This is a genomic window from Terrimonas rubra (assembly GCF_042686025.1).
GTDB classification, from domain to species: Bacteria; Bacteroidota; Bacteroidia; order Chitinophagales; family Chitinophagaceae; genus Terrimonas; species Terrimonas rubra.
Genome location: NZ_JBHUOZ010000001.1, coordinates 459,966 through 478,758 on the forward strand (window position 1 = coordinate 459,966; position 18,793 = coordinate 478,758).

At 43.0% G+C, this 18,793-nt stretch carries 21 protein-coding genes; 5 read left to right on the forward strand and 16 right to left on the reverse strand.

The features are described 5' to 3' along the window. Window positions 1-37: 37 nt before the first annotated feature. The 10 genes from ACFS6H_RS01875 to ACFS6H_RS01920 form a co-directional block, all read right to left on the reverse strand. Window positions 38-3,136 carry a M43 family zinc metalloprotease gene (locus tag ACFS6H_RS01875; RefSeq protein ID WP_386094563.1) on the reverse strand — a complete coding sequence of 1,033 codons (3,099 nt, stop codon included), beginning with the start codon at window positions 3,134-3,136 and terminating at the stop codon, window positions 38-40. 177 nt (window positions 3,137-3,313) lie between these two features. Further along, window positions 3,314-3,877: an ATP synthase F1 subunit delta gene (gene atpH / locus ACFS6H_RS01880; protein ID WP_386094566.1), complete on the reverse strand. Its 564-nt coding sequence runs from the start codon at window positions 3,875-3,877 to the stop codon at window positions 3,314-3,316. Between the two features lie 57 nt (window positions 3,878-3,934). Then, on the reverse strand, window positions 3,935-4,429 hold the full coding sequence (gene atpF, locus ACFS6H_RS01885) for a F0F1 ATP synthase subunit B (protein ID WP_386094569.1): 495 nt from the start codon (window positions 4,427-4,429) through the stop codon (window positions 3,935-3,937). 97 nt (window positions 4,430-4,526) lie between these two features. After that, entirely contained in the window at window positions 4,527-4,778 is a 252-nt protein-coding gene (locus ACFS6H_RS01890; RefSeq protein WP_386094572.1) for an ATP synthase F0 subunit C, read from the reverse strand. Window positions 4,779-4,890: 112 nt separating this feature from the next. Further along, window positions 4,891-5,916: a F0F1 ATP synthase subunit A gene (gene atpB, locus ACFS6H_RS01895; protein WP_386094575.1), complete on the reverse strand. Its 1,026-nt coding sequence runs from the start codon at window positions 5,914-5,916 to the stop codon at window positions 4,891-4,893. A gap of 204 nt (window positions 5,917-6,120) precedes the next feature. Then, on the reverse strand, window positions 6,121-6,324 hold the full coding sequence (locus tag ACFS6H_RS01900) for a hypothetical protein (RefSeq protein ID WP_386094577.1): 204 nt from the start codon (window positions 6,322-6,324) through the stop codon (window positions 6,121-6,123). 12 nt (window positions 6,325-6,336) lie between these two features. Further along, entirely contained in the window at window positions 6,337-6,564 is a 228-nt protein-coding gene (locus ACFS6H_RS01905) for a hypothetical protein (protein WP_386094580.1), read from the reverse strand. 94 nt (window positions 6,565-6,658) lie between these two features. After that, window positions 6,659-8,437: an ABC transporter ATP-binding protein gene (locus tag ACFS6H_RS01910; RefSeq protein ID WP_386094583.1), complete on the reverse strand. Its 1,779-nt coding sequence runs from the start codon at window positions 8,435-8,437 to the stop codon at window positions 6,659-6,661. 89 nt (window positions 8,438-8,526) lie between these two features. Further along, complete coding sequence (locus ACFS6H_RS01915; protein ID WP_386094586.1) at window positions 8,527-10,242, reverse strand: phytoene desaturase family protein; 1,716 nt, start codon at window positions 10,240-10,242, stop codon at window positions 8,527-8,529. Window positions 10,243-10,497: 255 nt separating this feature from the next. Continuing rightward, a complete protein-coding gene (locus ACFS6H_RS01920) occupies window positions 10,498-11,676 on the reverse strand; it encodes an aspartate aminotransferase family protein (RefSeq protein ID WP_386094589.1) in 1,179 nt (392 codons plus the stop codon). A gap of 115 nt (window positions 11,677-11,791) precedes the next feature. Here ACFS6H_RS01920 and ACFS6H_RS01925 point away from each other — a divergent pair, with 115 nt between their 5' ends. From ACFS6H_RS01925 to ACFS6H_RS01945, 5 genes are all read left to right on the forward strand, one after another. After that, window positions 11,792-12,304: a gamma carbonic anhydrase family protein gene (locus ACFS6H_RS01925; RefSeq protein WP_386094591.1), complete on the forward strand. Its 513-nt coding sequence runs from the start codon at window positions 11,792-11,794 to the stop codon at window positions 12,302-12,304. A gap of 86 nt (window positions 12,305-12,390) precedes the next feature. Next, a complete protein-coding gene (locus tag ACFS6H_RS01930; protein WP_386094594.1) occupies window positions 12,391-12,582 on the forward strand; it encodes a hypothetical protein in 192 nt (63 codons plus the stop codon). Window positions 12,583-12,665: 83 nt separating this feature from the next. Next, a complete protein-coding gene (locus ACFS6H_RS01935) occupies window positions 12,666-13,001 on the forward strand; it encodes a DUF3630 family protein (RefSeq protein WP_386094597.1) in 336 nt (111 codons plus the stop codon). 139 nt (window positions 13,002-13,140) lie between these two features. Beyond that, entirely contained in the window at window positions 13,141-13,557 is a 417-nt protein-coding gene (locus ACFS6H_RS01940) for a hypothetical protein (RefSeq protein ID WP_386094600.1), read from the forward strand. A 91-nt stretch (window positions 13,558-13,648) separates the two neighbouring features. Then, window positions 13,649-13,882, forward strand: coding sequence for a DUF2798 domain-containing protein (locus ACFS6H_RS01945; protein WP_386094603.1), 234 nt, complete (start codon window positions 13,649-13,651; stop codon window positions 13,880-13,882). 129 nt (window positions 13,883-14,011) lie between these two features. Here ACFS6H_RS01945 and hemL read toward each other — a convergent pair whose 3' ends face one another. The 6 genes from hemL to hemF form a co-directional block, all read right to left on the reverse strand. Continuing rightward, window positions 14,012-15,301, reverse strand: a complete 1,290-nt coding sequence (gene hemL, locus ACFS6H_RS01950) for a glutamate-1-semialdehyde 2,1-aminomutase (RefSeq protein ID WP_386094606.1) — start codon at window positions 15,299-15,301, stop codon at window positions 14,012-14,014. A gap of 30 nt (window positions 15,302-15,331) precedes the next feature. Then, window positions 15,332-15,859: an STM3941 family protein gene (locus ACFS6H_RS01955; protein ID WP_386094609.1), complete on the reverse strand. Its 528-nt coding sequence runs from the start codon at window positions 15,857-15,859 to the stop codon at window positions 15,332-15,334. 31 nt (window positions 15,860-15,890) lie between these two features. Continuing rightward, window positions 15,891-16,253, reverse strand: a complete 363-nt coding sequence (locus ACFS6H_RS01960; RefSeq protein WP_386094612.1) for a four helix bundle protein — start codon at window positions 16,251-16,253, stop codon at window positions 15,891-15,893. Window positions 16,254-16,383: 130 nt separating this feature from the next. After that, the gene (gene hemB / locus ACFS6H_RS01965) at window positions 16,384-17,358 is read right to left on the reverse strand and encodes a porphobilinogen synthase (RefSeq protein ID WP_386094614.1); all 975 of its coding nucleotides are present in this window, start codon (window positions 17,356-17,358) and stop codon (window positions 16,384-16,386) included. 35 nt (window positions 17,359-17,393) lie between these two features. Beyond that, a complete protein-coding gene (locus tag ACFS6H_RS01970; RefSeq protein WP_386094617.1) occupies window positions 17,394-17,756 on the reverse strand; it encodes a four helix bundle protein in 363 nt (120 codons plus the stop codon). A gap of 66 nt (window positions 17,757-17,822) precedes the next feature. Beyond that, entirely contained in the window at window positions 17,823-18,779 is a 957-nt protein-coding gene (gene hemF, locus ACFS6H_RS01975; protein ID WP_386094620.1) for an oxygen-dependent coproporphyrinogen oxidase, read from the reverse strand. Between the last annotated feature and the right edge of the window lie 14 nt (window positions 18,780-18,793).

Here is an 18,793-nt window from a genome sequence, read left to right on the forward strand (position 1 = left end):
GGGGTCTTTATAACAAATTATTTTTTAGGGGCAGTAATTACTGAACCAGTAACTTTTCAGTCCATATTTTGTCATCCAATTGTATGGAAATCAGGTAGGTACCAGCATTCACCCCCTGCAGGCTTAAACTTGCCTGGCGGTCAAAAGCGTTCACATTGTTCCAGGTTTTTACCAGCTGGCCCTGTGTATTGTACATTTTTACGGTAACATTATTCTGTATACCGGAAATAAACAGTGATATTTTGCCATTTGTTACGGGGTTAGGCGCCAGCAACAGTTTTACTGGGCTCGTTTCCAGTTTGGCACTTCTTACCACCGATAATTTTTCCCGGTTGTCAAAATCGGTCTGGCGCAAACGGTAATGGTATACAATACCCGGCTGTATATAATTATCAGTAAAATCGTAATGGTGTGTGGCGTTACTGTTTCCGTTGCCCGCTAACCAGCCAATATTTTCGTATGTAATACCGTCTTTACTGCGTTCTATGGCAAAGCCTTTATTGTTCACCTCTTCCTGGGTAGTCCATTTAAGCGCAATTACACTTTTTTGAGCAGTGGCAGTAAATGTCAGCAGGTTTACTGGCAAAACAGTATTGGCCGATACAAGCATAAACTGGGAGAAACCACCGGTAAAGTCGCCGGCAAATGAGGCATAGCCTTTATCAGCCCTTGAGTCGGTGACAACAGCTGTTACCAGTTGCGCATCGGCCGCAGTAATTACTCCGGCCAGGTTTACACCGTCTTTAACTTTTAATATTTTAAGATTAGTAATACTACCCCAGCCAGCCAGTTCGGCGGTAGTATAATATAAAGTTGTTTTATAAGTAGCACTGGTATTGGCACTGGAAGGCGACAATTGTACTACTTTATTGCTGCGCAGGTAACTGCCACCGCTAGTAACCAGGCTGGTAGTACCATTGCCGGCCTGGGTAATGGAGGCCGTGACAGCATTTACATTTTGCGACAGGTTTTCAATGCTGGCAATAATTTTATTATCCGCACTATTTCTCAGGTGATTAACCATGCCGGTACGGACATCATAAGCATGTGAGGCCGATACAACTGTTTCTACCTGGGTTCCCAGGGCGGTTACCAGTACATCATCTACATTAAGGGCGGGGTCATTACCATCCGCATTATCGTTGCGCCATAAAAAACCTAAATGAAAAGGGGTATTAACCACCGCTGTATTGGACAATAGCACATCCGGTGTGCCCGATACAACACCCGTTGTTCCGCCATATGCGCCTGTGCCCGGCACAGTATAGAATGTTGTGGCAGCAGCGGCAGTGGCATAATTCAGTGCACCATAATCGTATGCGGTAGTACCTACTACTTCACCCCATACCCTGTACTTAAAGCTAACCCTGATATCGCTATAACCTGTAGGTGTAATAAGCGGTGACCTTAATACTGCTATACCGGTAGTAGTTTTAGTGTATTGATTTAAGTAGGGAGATCCAGTGGAGTTAGAAACAAAAGCTGCATTACCAGTACCTCCCGCATCACCGTTACTACCAACCGTCCACTGATTAGGCATGCCTCCCGAGGACAAGATATTCCATCCTGCCAAATTCACATCAAAATTCTGATCTATTAAAGTAATCCGGTTATTACTCAAATTTGCCAGGTCATCATCCTGGATAGTGATTTGTTGTGTTTGCGCTGTTGCCCCGGCAGTAATGCCGGAACCGGTTATTGCGTAAGTTAATACGATGGTGCGGTTAGCTTCTACCGCAGCATTATCCAATATTCTTACGGTAATATCTTTATAAATATCTCCGGCAGCAAAATTTACAGATGCGGGCATTACCTGGTAGTGATAGTTATTGGTAGCGGTGCCTCCCACATTAAAGTTAACGGTAGCGGCGCCTGTTGCTTTATACTCCGCTTCAACACGCAGTTTAATTTCCTTGTACCTGGGATAGGTACCGGCATTGGCCGTTTCTGTAATGGTTAATGCCGGTGCGCAGTTTGCAAAATATAACCTGTTGGCCGCAACCGGTTCTACCACACCGGCTGTTGAACCGCTTAAATCTTTTCTCCGGGGGCAGTTTGCCATTACGGCTTGTATCCTGTCGGTCTGGTTCTGTGTAAAAGTGTTCATCACATCATCATCCACATAATCCATGTAGTTTTCAAACATTTCATCGGCTGTTCCGCAAGTATTAGGTTTAGGATGCGTTGGCTTGCCGGCATTATCGGTACGGTGTACAGGGGTATCATCGCAATAGTCAGTACCACAATTGCTATCGCCCCATATATGACGTAAGCCCAAAAAATGGCCTATTTCATGTGTAAGTGTCCGGCCTCTTCCATATGATACAGTGGAGCCGCATGCACCATAAGGCTGTATCATACTGCCAACAGTAGGCGTATATATTACTACTCCCGCAGTATTATTTGTTTCCGCATTATCCAGTCCGCTTAATCCCGAAGCCGTGGCATTGGGAAAAGTAGCATAGCCTAACAATATACCGGTTACACCACTGGCAGTTATGCGTGGGATAACCCAGATATTCATATACCGTTCAGGATCCCAGATACTGGCAGGTTTTACCGTGGAATTAATATAGGTATTTAACCAGCCAGCGCCGGAGTTTGCTGTTGTATAATCAGTCCATGCGGCCCCTCCACCCGGAGGCGTATTCCTGTTAATCCTGTCTACGCCCGGTTCGGTGAGCATAACTCCTGACGGGTCTTTCTCGGCCAGTTTAAATTGTATCCCGGTATTTTGCGCTACACTATACGTACTGCCTGCTGCATTGGCAAAATCTTTATTAATCTGGTAAAGCTGTTGTATAATGGATGCATTACTTACGTTAGGGTTGGTACCTACTGCTTCACCATTGTGTATAATATGAAAAACAACCGGTATGGTGTAATCGGCCATTACCCTGCTGCCCTGGTTTAATCTTTTCCGTTCACTAATGGCCCGGTTTAACCAGGCTTCAAACTGGGCGTCTGTTTCTGCTCCCGGCTTACCTGCCCTTTCGCTTGCCAGGTTTTCAACGGTATAACATTTTACAACGTTTTCCTGTAAGGGCAACGATGTGAGCTGCTGCGCCCATAGGGAAGAAGAAAAACAACAAAAATTGACCAGTATAAAAATGGCCGGTTTTAGAAGTGTTCTCATGTTGAAGTAAGTTGGTTGAGGTTGGTAATTTTTACCAATATTATGTTAAAAAAATGTAAAATATGGTTTGACAGATCAGTTTTTGTCTGTTTCAAAAACTGTTTTATGATAAAAGTCATAAAAACAAAACGGCCTTGTGTTTATCACACAAGGCCGTTTAAATACTGTATATCTTGCTTATTTCACTTTATAAATAAAGTCGTTATTCTCAAACTGGCGGGCAATTGCTTTTAAGTCATAAGCAATGCTGGCGTCAATTAATTTATCGCCTGCTTTTAATACAAAACCTCCGATAATAGAATCGTCAACCACTGATTCCAGGTCAACCTGTTTGTAATCGCCGGACGCTTGCATTTTACTCACTATAGCCTGTTTGGTAGCTTCGCTTACAGGGATAGCAGTGGTAAGGGTAACCGTTTGAATGCCTTTTTTCGCTTTGTATTGTGTAATAACAGCACCGGCTACTTCCTGTAAGTTTTTCTCACGGCCTTTATTAATTAATAAAGTAATGAAAGCTTTACTTAAAGGAGAAACATTCTGCCCGATAACGGCATCAACAATTTTATTTTTTTTGTCGGCCTTGATAATGGGGCTACGTAACAAATTAACAAAGTCACGGCTGCTTTTGCAAACAGCTTGTAACCATTGCATATCTGTATAAATTTGTTCCAGCTGGCCCTGTTCAACAGCAAGGTCAACTAATGATTTGGCATATCTTGTAGCAAGGCGTGGATTACGCATAAAAAAGTAAAAATTAAAAGTACAGCGGTAATTAACCTGGTTAACCCCAGGTTTACATTAGTTCAGTTTCAAGGTATCAACCAGGCCTTGAATATGTGCTTCCTGTGCACTTTCGCCGCTCAGTTGTTTTCTTAATACTTTTTCACTCACCTCAATTACCAGTTTACCTACCTGGTTCTTCACATCAGTCAGTGCAGCCATTTTCTGGGCCTGTATAGCAGCCTGCGCTTCAGCAATGATCTTATTGGCTTCTACTTTAGCCTGTTCTTTAGCCTCGTTAATGATCTTATCTTTCATATCACGGGCTTCTTTCAGTAACTGTCCTCTTTCCTCACGGGCTTTGGCTAATAAAGCCTCATTTTCGTTTTGCAGCTGGGCCATTTCAGCCTTTACCTTTTCAGCAGATGCAATGGCATTGCTGATATTGGTTTCCCTTTCATTCAGTGATTTCAGAATGGGTTTCCAGGCAAACTTTTTTAATAAAAGAAATACAATAATAAAGGCAACCAATGCCCAAACAAAATAACCGAGTGAAGGAGTTAATAAACCCATAAAATATAAATTAGTATCGTTTTGCTTTGTTGTTGTAAAAAGAACTGTACCCTCCGCCCTGTGCCTTGGGTACAGCACTAAGTTTGTTGTACTATGATTATTTCAGTACAGCCAGTAAACCGGCAATTACCGCAAACAGTGCAACACCCTCTACGAAGGCTGCAGTTAAGATCATAGCACCACGGATGTCGTTAGCAGCTTCTGGCTGACGAGAGATAGCATCAGTTGCACCTTTACCAATTTGGCCAATACCAAAACCGGCACCGATTGCAGCTAAACCTGCACCGATAGCTCCACCGAAGTGAGACCAGCTACCAGAAACCTCTAACAGGATGTTCATTAAATCCATGATTCAGATTTTAATTATGATAAAAAAACGCTTAAATATTCAGTATCTAGTATCGAGAAATAGTATACAGATACTATACAATTATTTTATTGTTCAATTGGTTGATACGCTACTAGTGCGCTACAACGTCCTCTTCGTAATGATGATCACCAATAGCCTGGCTGATAAATACGGCTGTAAGATTGGTGAAGATGTAAGCCTGGATAAAGGCCACCAACACCTCAATTACATAAATAAATACCGCAAAAGCTATAGATAAAGGAGCAAAACCCAAACCGGCCCCTTTGCTCATCTCCGCAAAAATGAATATTAAACTAATGAAACTCAGTATAATAATGTGACCTGCAGTCATGTTGGCGAACAGACGCACGATGAGGGCAAAAGGCTTGGTAAATACACCCATTAACTCCACCGGTAACATTAATATTTTAACCGGTACCGGTACGCCGGGGAACCAGAATACGTGACCCCAGAAATGTTTGTTGGTGCTGAATAAAATAACCACCAGTGATATTAAACCTAATACCAGGGTAAAGGCAATATTACCGGTTACGTTAGCCGCGCCGGGTAATAAACCAAAGATGTTATTGATCAGGATGAAGAAGAATAAGGTTAATAAATAGGGTAAGTATTTACCCGCTTTGTGGTGCAGGTTGGGTTTGGCAATATCGTCACGCACAAACATAACCACCGGCTCAATAGCATTTTGAAAACCTTTGGGGGCAGAAGTTACACCCTGGCCGGTTTTGTATTTACCCGCAACCGCTTTTAACAGGAAGAACAGTACCACCAGCGCCAGTAACATCTGGGCTACGTTTTTGGTGATAGAAAAATCCAAAACCGTTACGGTTTCATCAATAGCACCGGCTTCGTTTACCGCCACAATATCATGACCTACCATGCGGTAGCCATTGTAATCCTCGTGACCATGGTGGAATTTGGAAGACATGAAAACACTCAGTCCGCGTTGTGGAGAGTATAAAATAACAGGTAAGGGTAAAGTAGCGTGAAAATCGCCTACAGAAAAGAAATGAAACTCATGGGCATCGGCAATGTGATCTAACATTGCTTTACCTGCGTCAAATTTTCCGCCCTCTTCGCCGCCGCCGCCAGCTTTTGCCGTAAATGAAATTAGCATGCAAAATAAGCTGAAAGCCGCTATAGAAAAGGATTTAAGTCGTCCTGCTGTCATACCTGCCTGAAATTTGGCGCAAAGATAAGGACCTAGCCGTCAAAACAATGATTTAAGGTTTTGATTTTGGGAAAAAATCGGAGTTAATTGGATATCAGGCAGTACGGAACATCTTTAAACAGTTATCCTGATGCCGGAAGCCGGAACATATTATTTATCTGCACGTTTATCCAGTATCGTTTTAATACGTTCCAGGTATAATACATCTACCTGGTCTTTAGGCCGGTTAACTGCTTTCTTATTGGCAATCAGTTGGTTAACATGTAAAAAAGGAACTTTAACGCCTTCCAGTTCGGCGATATTGGTCATTGCCAGCAGCAAGGTTTCGCCAAAGTTGCAGCAACTTCTGGTCAAAAATGTCCATTATTAATGATTATTAGCGGATTGATTATTGAAGGTGATTTTTGCTTTGGCAAACATCCTGTTCATTTTCATCAGGCGGGTCATTACCAGAAATCTTTCGGTGTAGGAACGGTTTAAAGCTTCTGTCAATTGATCATTTTCGGCCTTTTCGTAAAAAGCATCAGGCTCCTGAACAAAACTTTGTTCAAGCTCTTTTTGCTCATCTTCCGTAAGTGTCCAAAAGCTTTTCATACCTGCAATTTACGATTTTTTAGACCGAAAAAGAAAAATAGTCTCTTAATGAGGCAGGCTGTTTTGAGAACAATACAGCCACAGGACTTAGCTTCTAATTCACTTCCTGCTCCTGCTTTTCAAACTGGGTTTCGTACAGGCGGGCATAAAAACCGTTTTCCCGCAATAATTCCCGGTGATTACCCGTTTCCACCACCTGGCCACGGTCTAATACAATGATCTTGTCGGCCTTACGGATAGTGGATAAGCGGTGCGCTATTACAATAGAAGTACGTCCTTTTACCAATGTATCAATGGCGTTTTGTATCAGTAACTCACTTTCTGTGTCGATGGAGGAAGTGGCTTCGTCTAATATTAATATGGAAGGGTTGTATAAAATGGCCCGGATAAAAGACAGTAACTGGCGTTGGCCTAATGATAAAGTACTGCCTCTTTCTTTTACCTCGAAATCGTAGCCGCCGGGCAACTGCATAATAAAATCGTGCATATTAATATGTTTGGCGGCTTCTATTACCTGCTCCCTGGTAATCTGCGGGTCACGCAGGGTAATATTATCCATTACCGAACCGGAAAACAGGAATACGTCCTGCAATACCACGGCAATATTCCTGCGCAGGTATTGCAGCGGGTAACGGTTGATATTGGTATCATCAATAGCAATTTCCCCTTCATTGATAGCGTATAAGCGGTTCAGCAAACTGATGATAGTGGTTTTGCCGCTGCCGGTATGCCCCACAATAGCCACGGTTTCGCCGGGCTTAACGGCAAAAGATACATTATCCAGTACTTTATTACCGGCTACATATTCAAACGACACGTTTTTAAAATCTATACTCCCTGTAAGTCTTGCCGGCAGATCGGTCACCATATTTTCATCGTCGGTAGTTACATCCGGGTTATCCAGTACTTTAAATACCCTTTCGCTGGCAATAATGCCCATCTGCAGTACATTGAATTTATCGGCAATAAAACGTAAAGGCCTGAACAGCAGGTTTAAGCACAGGATAAAAGCCACCATGGTACCCTGCTGGTTTTGATTGAGCCTTAACGACTCACCCGCCAGCCACCATACCAGTAAGGCCGTGGACAAAGCCAGTACAATTTCTATCAGCGGGAAAAAGATGGAATAGGCCAGGATCCCCTTGATATTGGCATTGCGGTGCTCCTTGTTAATGGTATCAAATTTTTTAAACTCCGTGTTTTCTATGGCAAATGCCTGCACCACCTGCATACCCGTTAAATGTTCCTGTACAAAGCTGTTTAAAGCGGCTACGGCGTTACGTACTTTTAAAAAGGATTTATTAATGCTTTTCCGGAAGTAGTAGGTGCCGATAATGATAATGGGAAAAGGGATCAGCGCTATCAGGGTAAGTTGCCAGTCAACCCAGAACATATAACCCAGCACACATACAATAGACAACAGGTCGGTAATGATAGGTACCAGTCCGTCAGCAAAAATATCGTTGATCGATTCAATATCATTAATGGTACGGGTAGTGAGTGTGCCGATGGGCGTAGTATCAAACTGACGCAGGTTCAGGTTCAATACTTTTTTGTAAGTGGCAACCCGTATATCTTTTACCACGGCTTGCCCCAGCCAGGCAGTGGTAAAGGAGAAAAGAAACCGCATCGCCGTTTCCAGTAATAACAGCCCTATCTGAATAATGGTAATATAGATCACCATATTCACTACCCCATTGGTAATATATTTATCAACCGTAAGCTGTATCAGGTAAGGACGAACAGGTGTAATGAGGGCCAGCATAATAGCCATAATAACCGAAGTGTAGAACTTGCGTTTATATGGCGCGGCATATCCAAAAACCCTTCTCAGGTGAGTGATATCAAATGTTTTTTTCTTAGCTCCGGACAATCAGTTGTTATTTAGAGCCGGCAAATATACGTAGCATTTGGCAGGCATACCCCAATTAACCCGCAACATTACTTTAAAATAACTTTTGTTTAAACCCCGGAAGGAATAACAGTTGCCGCCTGTTGCTTTTTTTCTGCCGGGGTAGGTTTTTGTACCCAGGAATTATTATAAGGTTTAAAACAGGGTTGCTGCTGCAAACGGGTAATACATATTTTACCGTCTATATACTTACACAGGTTGCTGAAGGCTGCCTGGTTTTCTTTTTTCATTACCAGCAAGGCCGCATTAAACCCGGCTTTTACCGCAATAGGTACACCACCGCCCAGCTCAGCCCAATGACCGCCCAGCAACAGGTTTTTAACCGGGGTCTGGTAATGCGCAATATTGTTCTGCATGTTTTGCTTGCCGGGTTTGGCCCCCATCATGGTGCCGTTTTTATTGCCCGTATAACGCCAATGAGTAACCGGCGTGGCCACATCGTAAAATAAAATATGTTCGCAAAGGCCCGGAGTCAGGTGTTTATCTATCCGTTCAATGATAATTTTTGCTATCTCCTGTTTTAATTGTTTGTAAGCCTCACCGCGGATAATATTCCCGTTTTCATCACGGGTGGTAAGCCAGTCATTTTGATAATTCATATAGGCCGGCATGAATAAGGTAAGGGTACCACAACCTTGCGGGGCCATGGATTTATCCCGCACAGAGGGCGCCAGTATACTGATCTCCGACGTATGGGGATTACCATTATGATGTTCATTAAAGGGAATACTTTCATCTACCAGATGCACCAGTTCCTCCCCAAAACCCAGGGATTCCGCCGTACAATCCAAAGCAATGGATATCGTTACGGAGGAACTATACAGCTGGGCGTTCTTTAATTTGTTTTTCAGCTTTTGTGATACGGCATGAACCGGCAGCATGTGTTCGTATAAAGTTTCAATATCGCAGGCGGCAATAACATATTTGCTATGCACTATATGGTCCTTACCTCGATGGTTAAAAGCTACTCCTTTTACCGTTTGGTCTTCAATCAATACCTGTTTTACAGCACAATGGGTAAATACCTGGTTATTGTAATGGTTAACTACATATTGCAACCATTCAGGTATTACCTGGCCGCCACCCCTGGGCGGACTTTGAAAGTCGTGGGCATAGGACCAGCCAATGGGTACCATACAACCAATGATCTCGGTTTCGGAGGCGAACATTTTATGCAGCCGCTCGTCTTTGAAGTAATGTTTTAATCCTCGTTTTACACCCTTTTCACCACTGTAACCTACCAAGGGGATAAAAGGGAAAATAATACGCAGTAACTGGATCTTGCTTAATAGTTTTTGTTTAAAGGTCAATACATCATCGGCTTTAAAAATACTGTTGAGCCGGGTAAGCGACCAGCCCACCCTTTTTGCTTTGGCAAAAAATTTCATGATCCCTTTGCGATCATGGGGAAAGTCCTGTATGAGGGTGTCGCGTAACTGATCGGGATCATTGGTGAGCAGATAATTGAAATCCCTGCCCTTATACCGCCTGATGCATTGCTGGGTAACCGCAGTGGGATGGTCGGTACCAATAGCATCAAAGAGTTTGGTAACAATGCCCGTGGGACCATATTGGTTTAACCAGTGAATGGCCGTATCAAAAATAAAATCCTTACGCCGGAAGCCGGCCAGGTAACCGCCGGCATGCGGCTCTTTCTCCAATACACAAACTGAAAGACCGGCCTTACTTAACAGGGCAGCAGCCGTTAAGCCGCCCACACCTGCACCAATAATTACCACATCGTAAGATGCTTCCAGTTGTTTCATATGCTGGTAAATTACAAAACAGTTGGTAGAGTTTTAGCTTTCGTGCATAATTTTTTGCCGGTATATGGCTGCAGCGGATAAACGGACCGGGTGAGGGATGGAAGCGGCATCCTTTTGCGAAGGATAGCCTGCAGCGCAGGGCAAAAGATACAGCGGACAGCCCGGCCCCGTTTTTTCCGTATGCATGTTAAAGGCGAGTTGCGAGCCGTACCGATTGTCAGCAGGAAAAAAACGGGGACACCCCATTATACCTTTTTATTTATCAATAGCCTCCAGGATGACCGCACAGGCTTTTTTAATTTGCTCCCGGGTAATAACCAGGGGTGGTGATATACGTAGACAATTGGCAGCAAATAGAAACCAGTCAGAGAACACACCCTGCTCAATACAGGCATCAATTATTTTTTTGTTGGTGGTAAAACTATCAAACTCAACAGCCAGCCACAAACCGTACTGGTGTACCGCTACTATACCGGGATGTTGTAATAAAGAAATAAAGAGCTGTGCCTTTTCGTGGACCTGCGCTATTAAGTTTTCTTCCAGTAAGGCCTGCATAGCGGCCATACCCGCCGCACAACAAACCGGGTGGCCACCAAAAGTTGTAATATGACCTAATACGGGGTTAAGGGTGAAGCTATCCATAATAGTTTTATCGGCCACAAAAGCGCCCAATGGCATGCCGCCACCCAGGGCCTTACCCAGCACCAGTATATCGGGAACAATATCAAAATTTTCGAAGCCCCATAATTTACCGGTACGCCCAAAACCGGCCTGCACTTCATCTAATACCAATAAGGTTCCTGTTTCGGTACATTTTTTTCGCAGGGCTTGTAACCATTCGGCCTTTGGCGGTTTTACGCCACCTTCTGCCTGTATGGTTTCTATTATAATGCAGGCCGTTTGTGTATCAACAGCATCAATAGCTTCCTGTGTATTGTAGTTAACATGGGTAATACCCGGCAGCAAAGGCCTGTAGGCACTGCGCCAGTATTCATCGCCCAGTAAACTTAAAGCTCCCTGTGTAGAGCCATGATAGGAAAAATTGCAGGCTATAATTTTTGGCCTTCCTGTATAGCGCTTACTCAGCTTCATGGCTCCTTCAATGGCTTCGGCACCTGAATTGGTAAAATAAACGTTATTGAGGCTGGCAGGCAGGTATTGGGTGAGCAGTTTTGCATATTGTACCTGGGGCGTTTGCACCAGTTCGCCATAGACCATAATATGCATATAGGCATCCAGCTGTTGTTGTATGGCCGCCAATACTTTCGGGTGGCGGTGCCCAACATTCGCCACGCTGATGCCCCCGATAAGGTCGATGTATTCTTTACCATCGGCATTAAAAAGTAAAGCACCTTCGGCTTTGGTAATTTCCAATGCCAGGGGTTCTGGGGATGTTTGTCCTACATGTTGTAAAAATAACTGTCGCTGGTTCACTATTCCTGTTTTTGCAAAGGAAGGAAATATAAATAAGGCAACCAATTTGATAATGTGCTGATGTGCTAATGAAGCCGCCGCTTTGTGTTATCTTGCAGGTTTAAATAAATGCTGTATGCCCGTTATTTTGCCTGTTAATGATAAGAGTCCCCAGTTTGGCGCCGATAATTTTATAGCTCCCAATGCTACCATTGTAGGCGATGTGGTGGCGGGTGACCAATGTTCATTCTGGTTTAATACCGTAGTACGTGGTGATGTTAATTTTATTAAGCTGGGCAATAAGGTAAATGTACAGGATGGCGCTTGTATCCACTGTACCTACCAGAAGTATGGTACTACCATTGGCAATAATGTATCCATTGGTCATAATGCCATTGTGCACGGTTGTACTGTACATGATAATGTATTGATAGGCATGGGCGCCATTGTAATGGATAATGTAGTGGTGCACAGCAATACCATTATTGCTGCCGGGGCGGTGGTGCTTGAGAACACCGTTTGTGAGGCCGGCAGTATTTACGCCGGTGTGCCTGCCAAAAAAGTAAAGGATATTTCGCAGGAACTGATCCACGGCGAGATCAACCGCATAGCTGATAATTACATTAAATATGCCGGTTGGTTCAAATAAGCGTTGTTTTAGCCCATTTTAGCCCCGGGTACTTGCAGGTACAATTTATTCTTAGTAGCTTCGTTAAGCTTTTAGCACAAGTACCCGTGAAAAAATCTGCTTTCTTCATATTACCCCTTGTCTGTTGCCTGGTATTGTTATCAGGCTGTTCCCTTTTTCGCAATAAGGGGAAGGGCTGCCCTACTGACGGCCGTAATATTGGCGCCGAAAGATTAGCCGCCGGCGACCTGAATGCCAAGGAATCCAAAAAAGCCCGCAAAGCCCGTTTCAGAGGTTAATTAATTGTTATCGTGCAGCTTTGGCACCGTTTTTTCACTCTATACATATTGTAAGCCATTAACCCCATCTAAAATGTTTTTTTATGAATTTCACCCTACGTTACGATCTTGGATGCACCGAAGCCGTACTACATGAATCCGGCAGTTTGCTTGCTTTTCAGCAAGCCGCTCATCTGTTACACAAAAATTTAAGTATTAAGTTCCATCAGAAACAGGACGATTTTGACGGCGCTAACTGGGATTTTAAATATAAAGGTCACCAGTTGCGTTTGCAATATAATGTGTACCATGGTATTTCCATTTTTCCGGCCAATATGGAGAAGGCTACGGAAAAAGATAATAAGACCGTGGAATACCTGTTGCATAAATTACAGGGCAAAGCCGACAAGAAGGTTCAACTTCAAAATTCCATGGCATAGTATTACCTGCATTTTTTGATTGTTTTTTTAACTTGTTAAACAATAGCCTGTTGTTATAACAGGTTATTGTTATTTGCTAATACAAACGCAATACCCGGTTACCCATTAAAGTGTATATTGGTAAAGCAAACAGCTATGTATGAAGGCCTATATCAGTGTAAGTTTTGACAAAAGAAGCAGCCTGTCCCAGGTAATAACTGTTATTAATAATTGCCTGGAGCGTTTTAAAATTACCCCGTTAGTTTTTGTTGATAAATATAAGTTTACCCCAGAGCAGGAAAAGTATATGATGGCGACTGCCCTGGAGGAAATTGACCATTGCGATTTTTTAATTGCAGAAACCTCGGTTAAAGGTATTGGCATTGGTGTTGAAGCCGGTTATGCAAAAGCGAAAAATAAACCCCTTATTTATTTACGGCATCAACAGGCGAGCCATTCTACAACGGTAGCCGGCATCAGTGATTACCAGGTTATTTATGCCGGCATTGCCGACCTGGAAGAACAGCTACCCGGCATTATTAATGATATACTGAGCCGACGGCTTGCGCACCGGTGATAAAATAAACAGGCTTACGAAACTGTATCCACCCAACTTTCCGGCCGCTTAATTGTTACAGGGTACAGATTTAAAAAAAGTAAGTGCATACATGAACCCCAAGTATTTTAAGTATATCAATACCCTTTTTATAGTGGTGCCCATGAGTTTTATCATGGCTTTTGTAGGACTTATCCGTAATTATGGTTTTGGAGAAGATTGGTTTTTCAAGTTTTTAAAAGCCTGGACGGTGATGATGCCGGTGGCCTATATTGCCGCCTTCCTGATTATTCCCCGGGCCAGGAAACTGGCAGAACGGGTTGCTTCACGATCGACTAAGGAATAGGAATGTTTTGATTTGTCCCGCAGATCTTCGCAGAGGAAAAACAACGCAGATTTTCGCAGATAATGTTTTAATCAGTGAAAATCTGCGTAACCAATCCGCGTTATCTGCGGGCACAAACAAGCTTGCCGTTTATACTGCCTGTTTTAAAAAGCTCTCCGTCGCAGCAATGGTTTTATCCAGGTCCGCATCACTAACTGCATTACTGATAAACCATGTTTCAAAAGCCGATGGCGGCAGGTAAATACCCTGCGATAACATGTAATGGAAGTATTTATTGAATAAGGTATTATTAGCCGCTGCCGCATCCGCAAAGTTGTTGACCGGTTTTTCACTGAAATGTACACTGATCATACTTCCCACGCGGTTGATGATATAGGGAATGCCGGAAGCCTTTAACACCTTTTCCAGTCCCTGGTGCAGGTAGGCCGATTTTTTTTCAATGCTTTCGTAAATAGCCGGAGATTGTTTCAGCTCCTGCAATAAGGTATAACCGGCTATCATGGCCAGGGGATTACCACTTAATGTACCTGCCTGGTAAACGTTGCCTAACGGAGCGATATGCTCCATGATCTCTTTTTTTCCGCCAAATGCACCTACGGGCATGCCGGCCCCAATAATTTTTCCATAAGTTACCAGGTCGGCATCAACACCCAGGTATTGTTGTGCACCTCCCGAAGCCAGGCGGAAGCCGGTCATCACTTCATCAAATATCAAAACGATACCTTCTTTATCGCAAAGGCTGCGCAAAGCCTGCAAAAAGCCCGGCTGCGGGGGAATACAGCCCATATTACCGGCAACGGGTTCAATAATAATGGCCGCTATTTCACCAGGATTTTGTTGAACCAGTGTCTCCACCGCCTGTATATCGTTAAACGCACAGGTTAGTGTATCGTGACTCACCCCGCTGGTAACACCCGGGACAGTTTGTATGTTAAAAGTGGCTACCCCGCTACCGGCTTTTACCAAAAAGCTATCGGCATGGCCATGGTAACAGCCTTCGAATTTTATAAACTTGTTACGCCCGGTATATCCACGGGCCAGCCGGATAGCGCTCATACAGGCTTCGGTGCCGCTGTTTACCATACGGATAAGATCGACATTTGGCGCCATGCTTTTGATCAGTTCGGCCATTTCAATTTCCAGTTCAGTGGGTGCCCCAAAGGAGGTAGATAAAGCCGCTTTTTCCTGTATGGCTTTTACCACCGGTTCATACGCATGGCCCAAGATCATAGGCCCCCAGCTATTGATATAGTCTATATATTGGTTACCATCGGCATCATACAGGTAGGCGCCTTTGGCGTGTGTAATAAATAACGGTGTGCCGCCCACACTTTTAAAAGCCCTTACCGGCGAGTTAACGCCACCGGGAATACTTTTATTCGCTCTTTCAAATAAGGCAATGCTGTTGCTCGTGTTCATACTATTAAAACTTTATTGATGGGTTGCAAACTAACGCTTATAATTTTGAAATCCGTTTTCCACCGCTTTATACAAATCCTCAAATTTCACATTCATGCCTATGGTAGTTATATGAATAGGTGTTTTATATAAGCTGTAGTTAAGCGTCATCATACTCTTTTTTAACGGGTTTTTCTGGGCTTTGATATATAGTTGCGGATTTTTTACTTCTACCATAATCAACTGCTGGCCGGAAACCCACTCAACACTTATCTTTTTTATATCGGACCATAGTATTTTACCGGCGGCAACACCACTGGAATTATCTGTTATGCCTTCTTCATCAATAATGAGCGCCGGCTTTTTATCGGATAGTTTTATAAGGTAAACCAGTAATCCCAGGCCTGCCAAAACAAGAAGAATGTAACCAATAATAACAATTATCAAAGAATCGTCACTCCTGATAAACCAGAATGGCTTGATAATAAACAATAATCCTGCAATAAAGAATAAAAGTGTAAACAGGGTATTCCTTATCAGTTTTGTTTTGCTTAGCGCTATGGTTGTTGCAGGGGTCATTTTTGTGAATAGTGAATAGTGAATAGTCAATTTATGATTTCCGATAATTAATTAAGCCGCTTAGTAATTTGAAGCAATTGATTATTGAGGTTTCTAAATCTGTCAAATCTACATTTTTTAAATATTCTAAATCAACAGCTACTTCAAGTGCTGTATCAACTTCAATTAATGAGCCTCTGGCTATTTCATAAAATCTTTTTCTTTCGTTTTCAGATTTTCTTGAAGCACCCTCCGCAATATTCAAATGCACTGACAAAGCTGCTCGCCTGATTTGTGAAGTCATAGCAAATTTTTCGTCGTTTGGTAAAAAACCTGAAATGCGATAACATGTGTTAAGAAAGAATCTTGAAGCTTTATATACTTCAAGATTTTGGTGTTTTAATGTTAAAAACATAGGTAGTTAATTTAGGTGTTCTTAAAACACGAAAATAGCTACTTTCAATATTATTATAAACCTACCAAAACGCTCTTTCAAATAACAAACGTTATTGACTATTCACTATTGACGATTCACTATCGACCATTCACTTTAACAACTTCGCCGCATGCTTCGCATAATAAGTTGCTATTAAATCAGCTCCCGCACGTTTGATGGAGGTCAGACATTCCAGCACTGCTTTATCCTCATCTAACCAGCCATTAGCGGCAGCTGCTTTTATCATGGCATATTCACCGCTCACATGATAGGCGCTCACCGGCACTGTAACGGTATTTTTTATTTCCCGTATAATATCCAGGTAGACCATGGCAGGTTTTACCATCACTATATCCGCCCCTTCTTCAATATCCATCTGTGTTTCTTTAATGGCCTCAATACGGTTGGCATAGTTCATCTGGTAGGTCTTTTTATCGCCAAAGCCGGGAGCGCTGTCCAGTGCATCACGAAAAGGACCATAGAAACAGGAGGCGTATTTTGCACTATAGCTCATGATACCTACTTTGGTATAGTTGTTTTGCTCCAATGCTTTCCTGATAGCGCCAATACGGCCATCCATCATATCGCTGGGTGCTACAAAATCGGCGCCGGCAGCGGCATGGCTCACACTCATTTTCACCAGGGCTTCTACCGTTTCATCGTTTACAATTTCGCCATCCTTTACAATACCGTCATGACCGTAAATGGAATAAGGGTCTAAAGCCACATCAGTCATTACCACCATTTCAGGTATAGCCGCTTTTATAGCTTTAATGGCCCGCTGCATTAAACCATGCTCATTCCATGCTTCCTGGCCTGTATTATCTTTTGTTTCATCTTTTGCCTTTACAAATAACAGTACACATTGCACGCCCAGGCTCCAGAGCTCCTGTACCTCCTGCAAAGTGTTATCAATACTCATGCGGTAATAGCCTTTCAAGGAGGGTATCTCGTATTTCACATTTTCGCCTTCGTCAATAAACAGCGGCGCAATTAAATTAGCCGGGGTTAATACGGTTTCAGCTACCATGTTGCGAATGGCCGGGGATTGACGGAGAATGCGGTTGCGACGTTGAAGGAACATACAATTGTTTTAATCTAAGATCTAAGAAGTGTGATCTAAGATCTTTGTTTAGTTTGACTCAAAGTTTTTAAAGATGATACGAAGATTGCGGTAAGCTCATTAGCCTCCTTTAGTAGTTGCTGTAACTCATCTGTTTGTATCATCTTCGTATCATTGATTATTTCTAACCAATATAAAGATTCATCAGCTTCCTCTACAATTATTTTCATCTTATTGACAAAATCATTGTTGGATTTTGCCCGTTTTGTAGCACGATAGTTAGCGCCCACCGAGCCTGCTGATCTAATTAATTGTTTGGCTAATTCAAAGCCTGCCGCGTTTTTTGGAAGCAGGTTACATAATTGAATTACGCCAATATGAAACAGTTTTGTTCTTTCCTGAAGTGTTATTCTATCCATAGGTTAGCGATTACACTTCAAAGTTCGGTATTTTATATCTTAGATCTAAAAATCTGAGATCACAGATTAAACCCAGTTTTTTGGTTTCAAACAAGCCTGCAACAATTTATCCTCTTCACTTCCCGGTTGTGGCTGGTAGTTATAATCGAAGCGGACGGTTGCCGGTAAGCTCATTAAAATGCTTTCGGTGCGGCCATTGGTTTTAAGGCCAAAGATGGTGCCGCGGTCATGTACCAGGTTGAACTCTACGTAACGGCCGCGACGGATCTCCTGCCAGTATTTTTGTTCCGGCGTGTAAGCCAGGTTTTTGTTTTTTTCAACAATGGGAATATAAGCGTCAATGAATCCATAGCCACAGCTTTTGGCAAAATTTACCCAAAAGTCAACATCTCTTTTTCCATCGGGACGCTGGTGATCGTAAAAGATACCGCCAATACCACGACGTTCGCCATTGCGATGATGGTTTACAAAGTAATCATCACATTCTTTTTTGAAATTAACGAAGAGGTCGGTGCCATAATCGTCGCAGATATTTTTATAGGTTTTATGAAAATGTACGGCATCTTCCTCCACCAGGTAATAAGGGGTTAAGTCGGTACCACCGCCAAACCATCTGTCCGCTAAAGAGCCGTCCTCGTGATACAGTTCAAACATGCGGTAGTTACAATGTACAGTAGGTACTAAAGGACTTTTTGGATGTATGACCAGGCTTAAACCGCAGGCAAACCAGGAGCCGTTACCAATGGTAGCAGGTGTTTTTAACTGTGCCTGCATGGCCGGTGTTACTTTACCAAAAACCACGGAAGTATTCACTCCGCCTTTTTCAAAAACATTTCCGTTGGCTATCACCCTGGTTTTACCACCGCCACCGCCTTCACGTTCCCATTTATCTTCCTGGAAAGTGGCGCCGCCATCTGCCTGTTCCAGTGCCTGGCAAATTTTATTTTGCAGGTCGTGGATAAAGCTAATCCATTGTTCTTTGATAAGTGTATCGGTTTCCATATTGATTACAGTTGCGTTCATATAAAAAAGTTTTA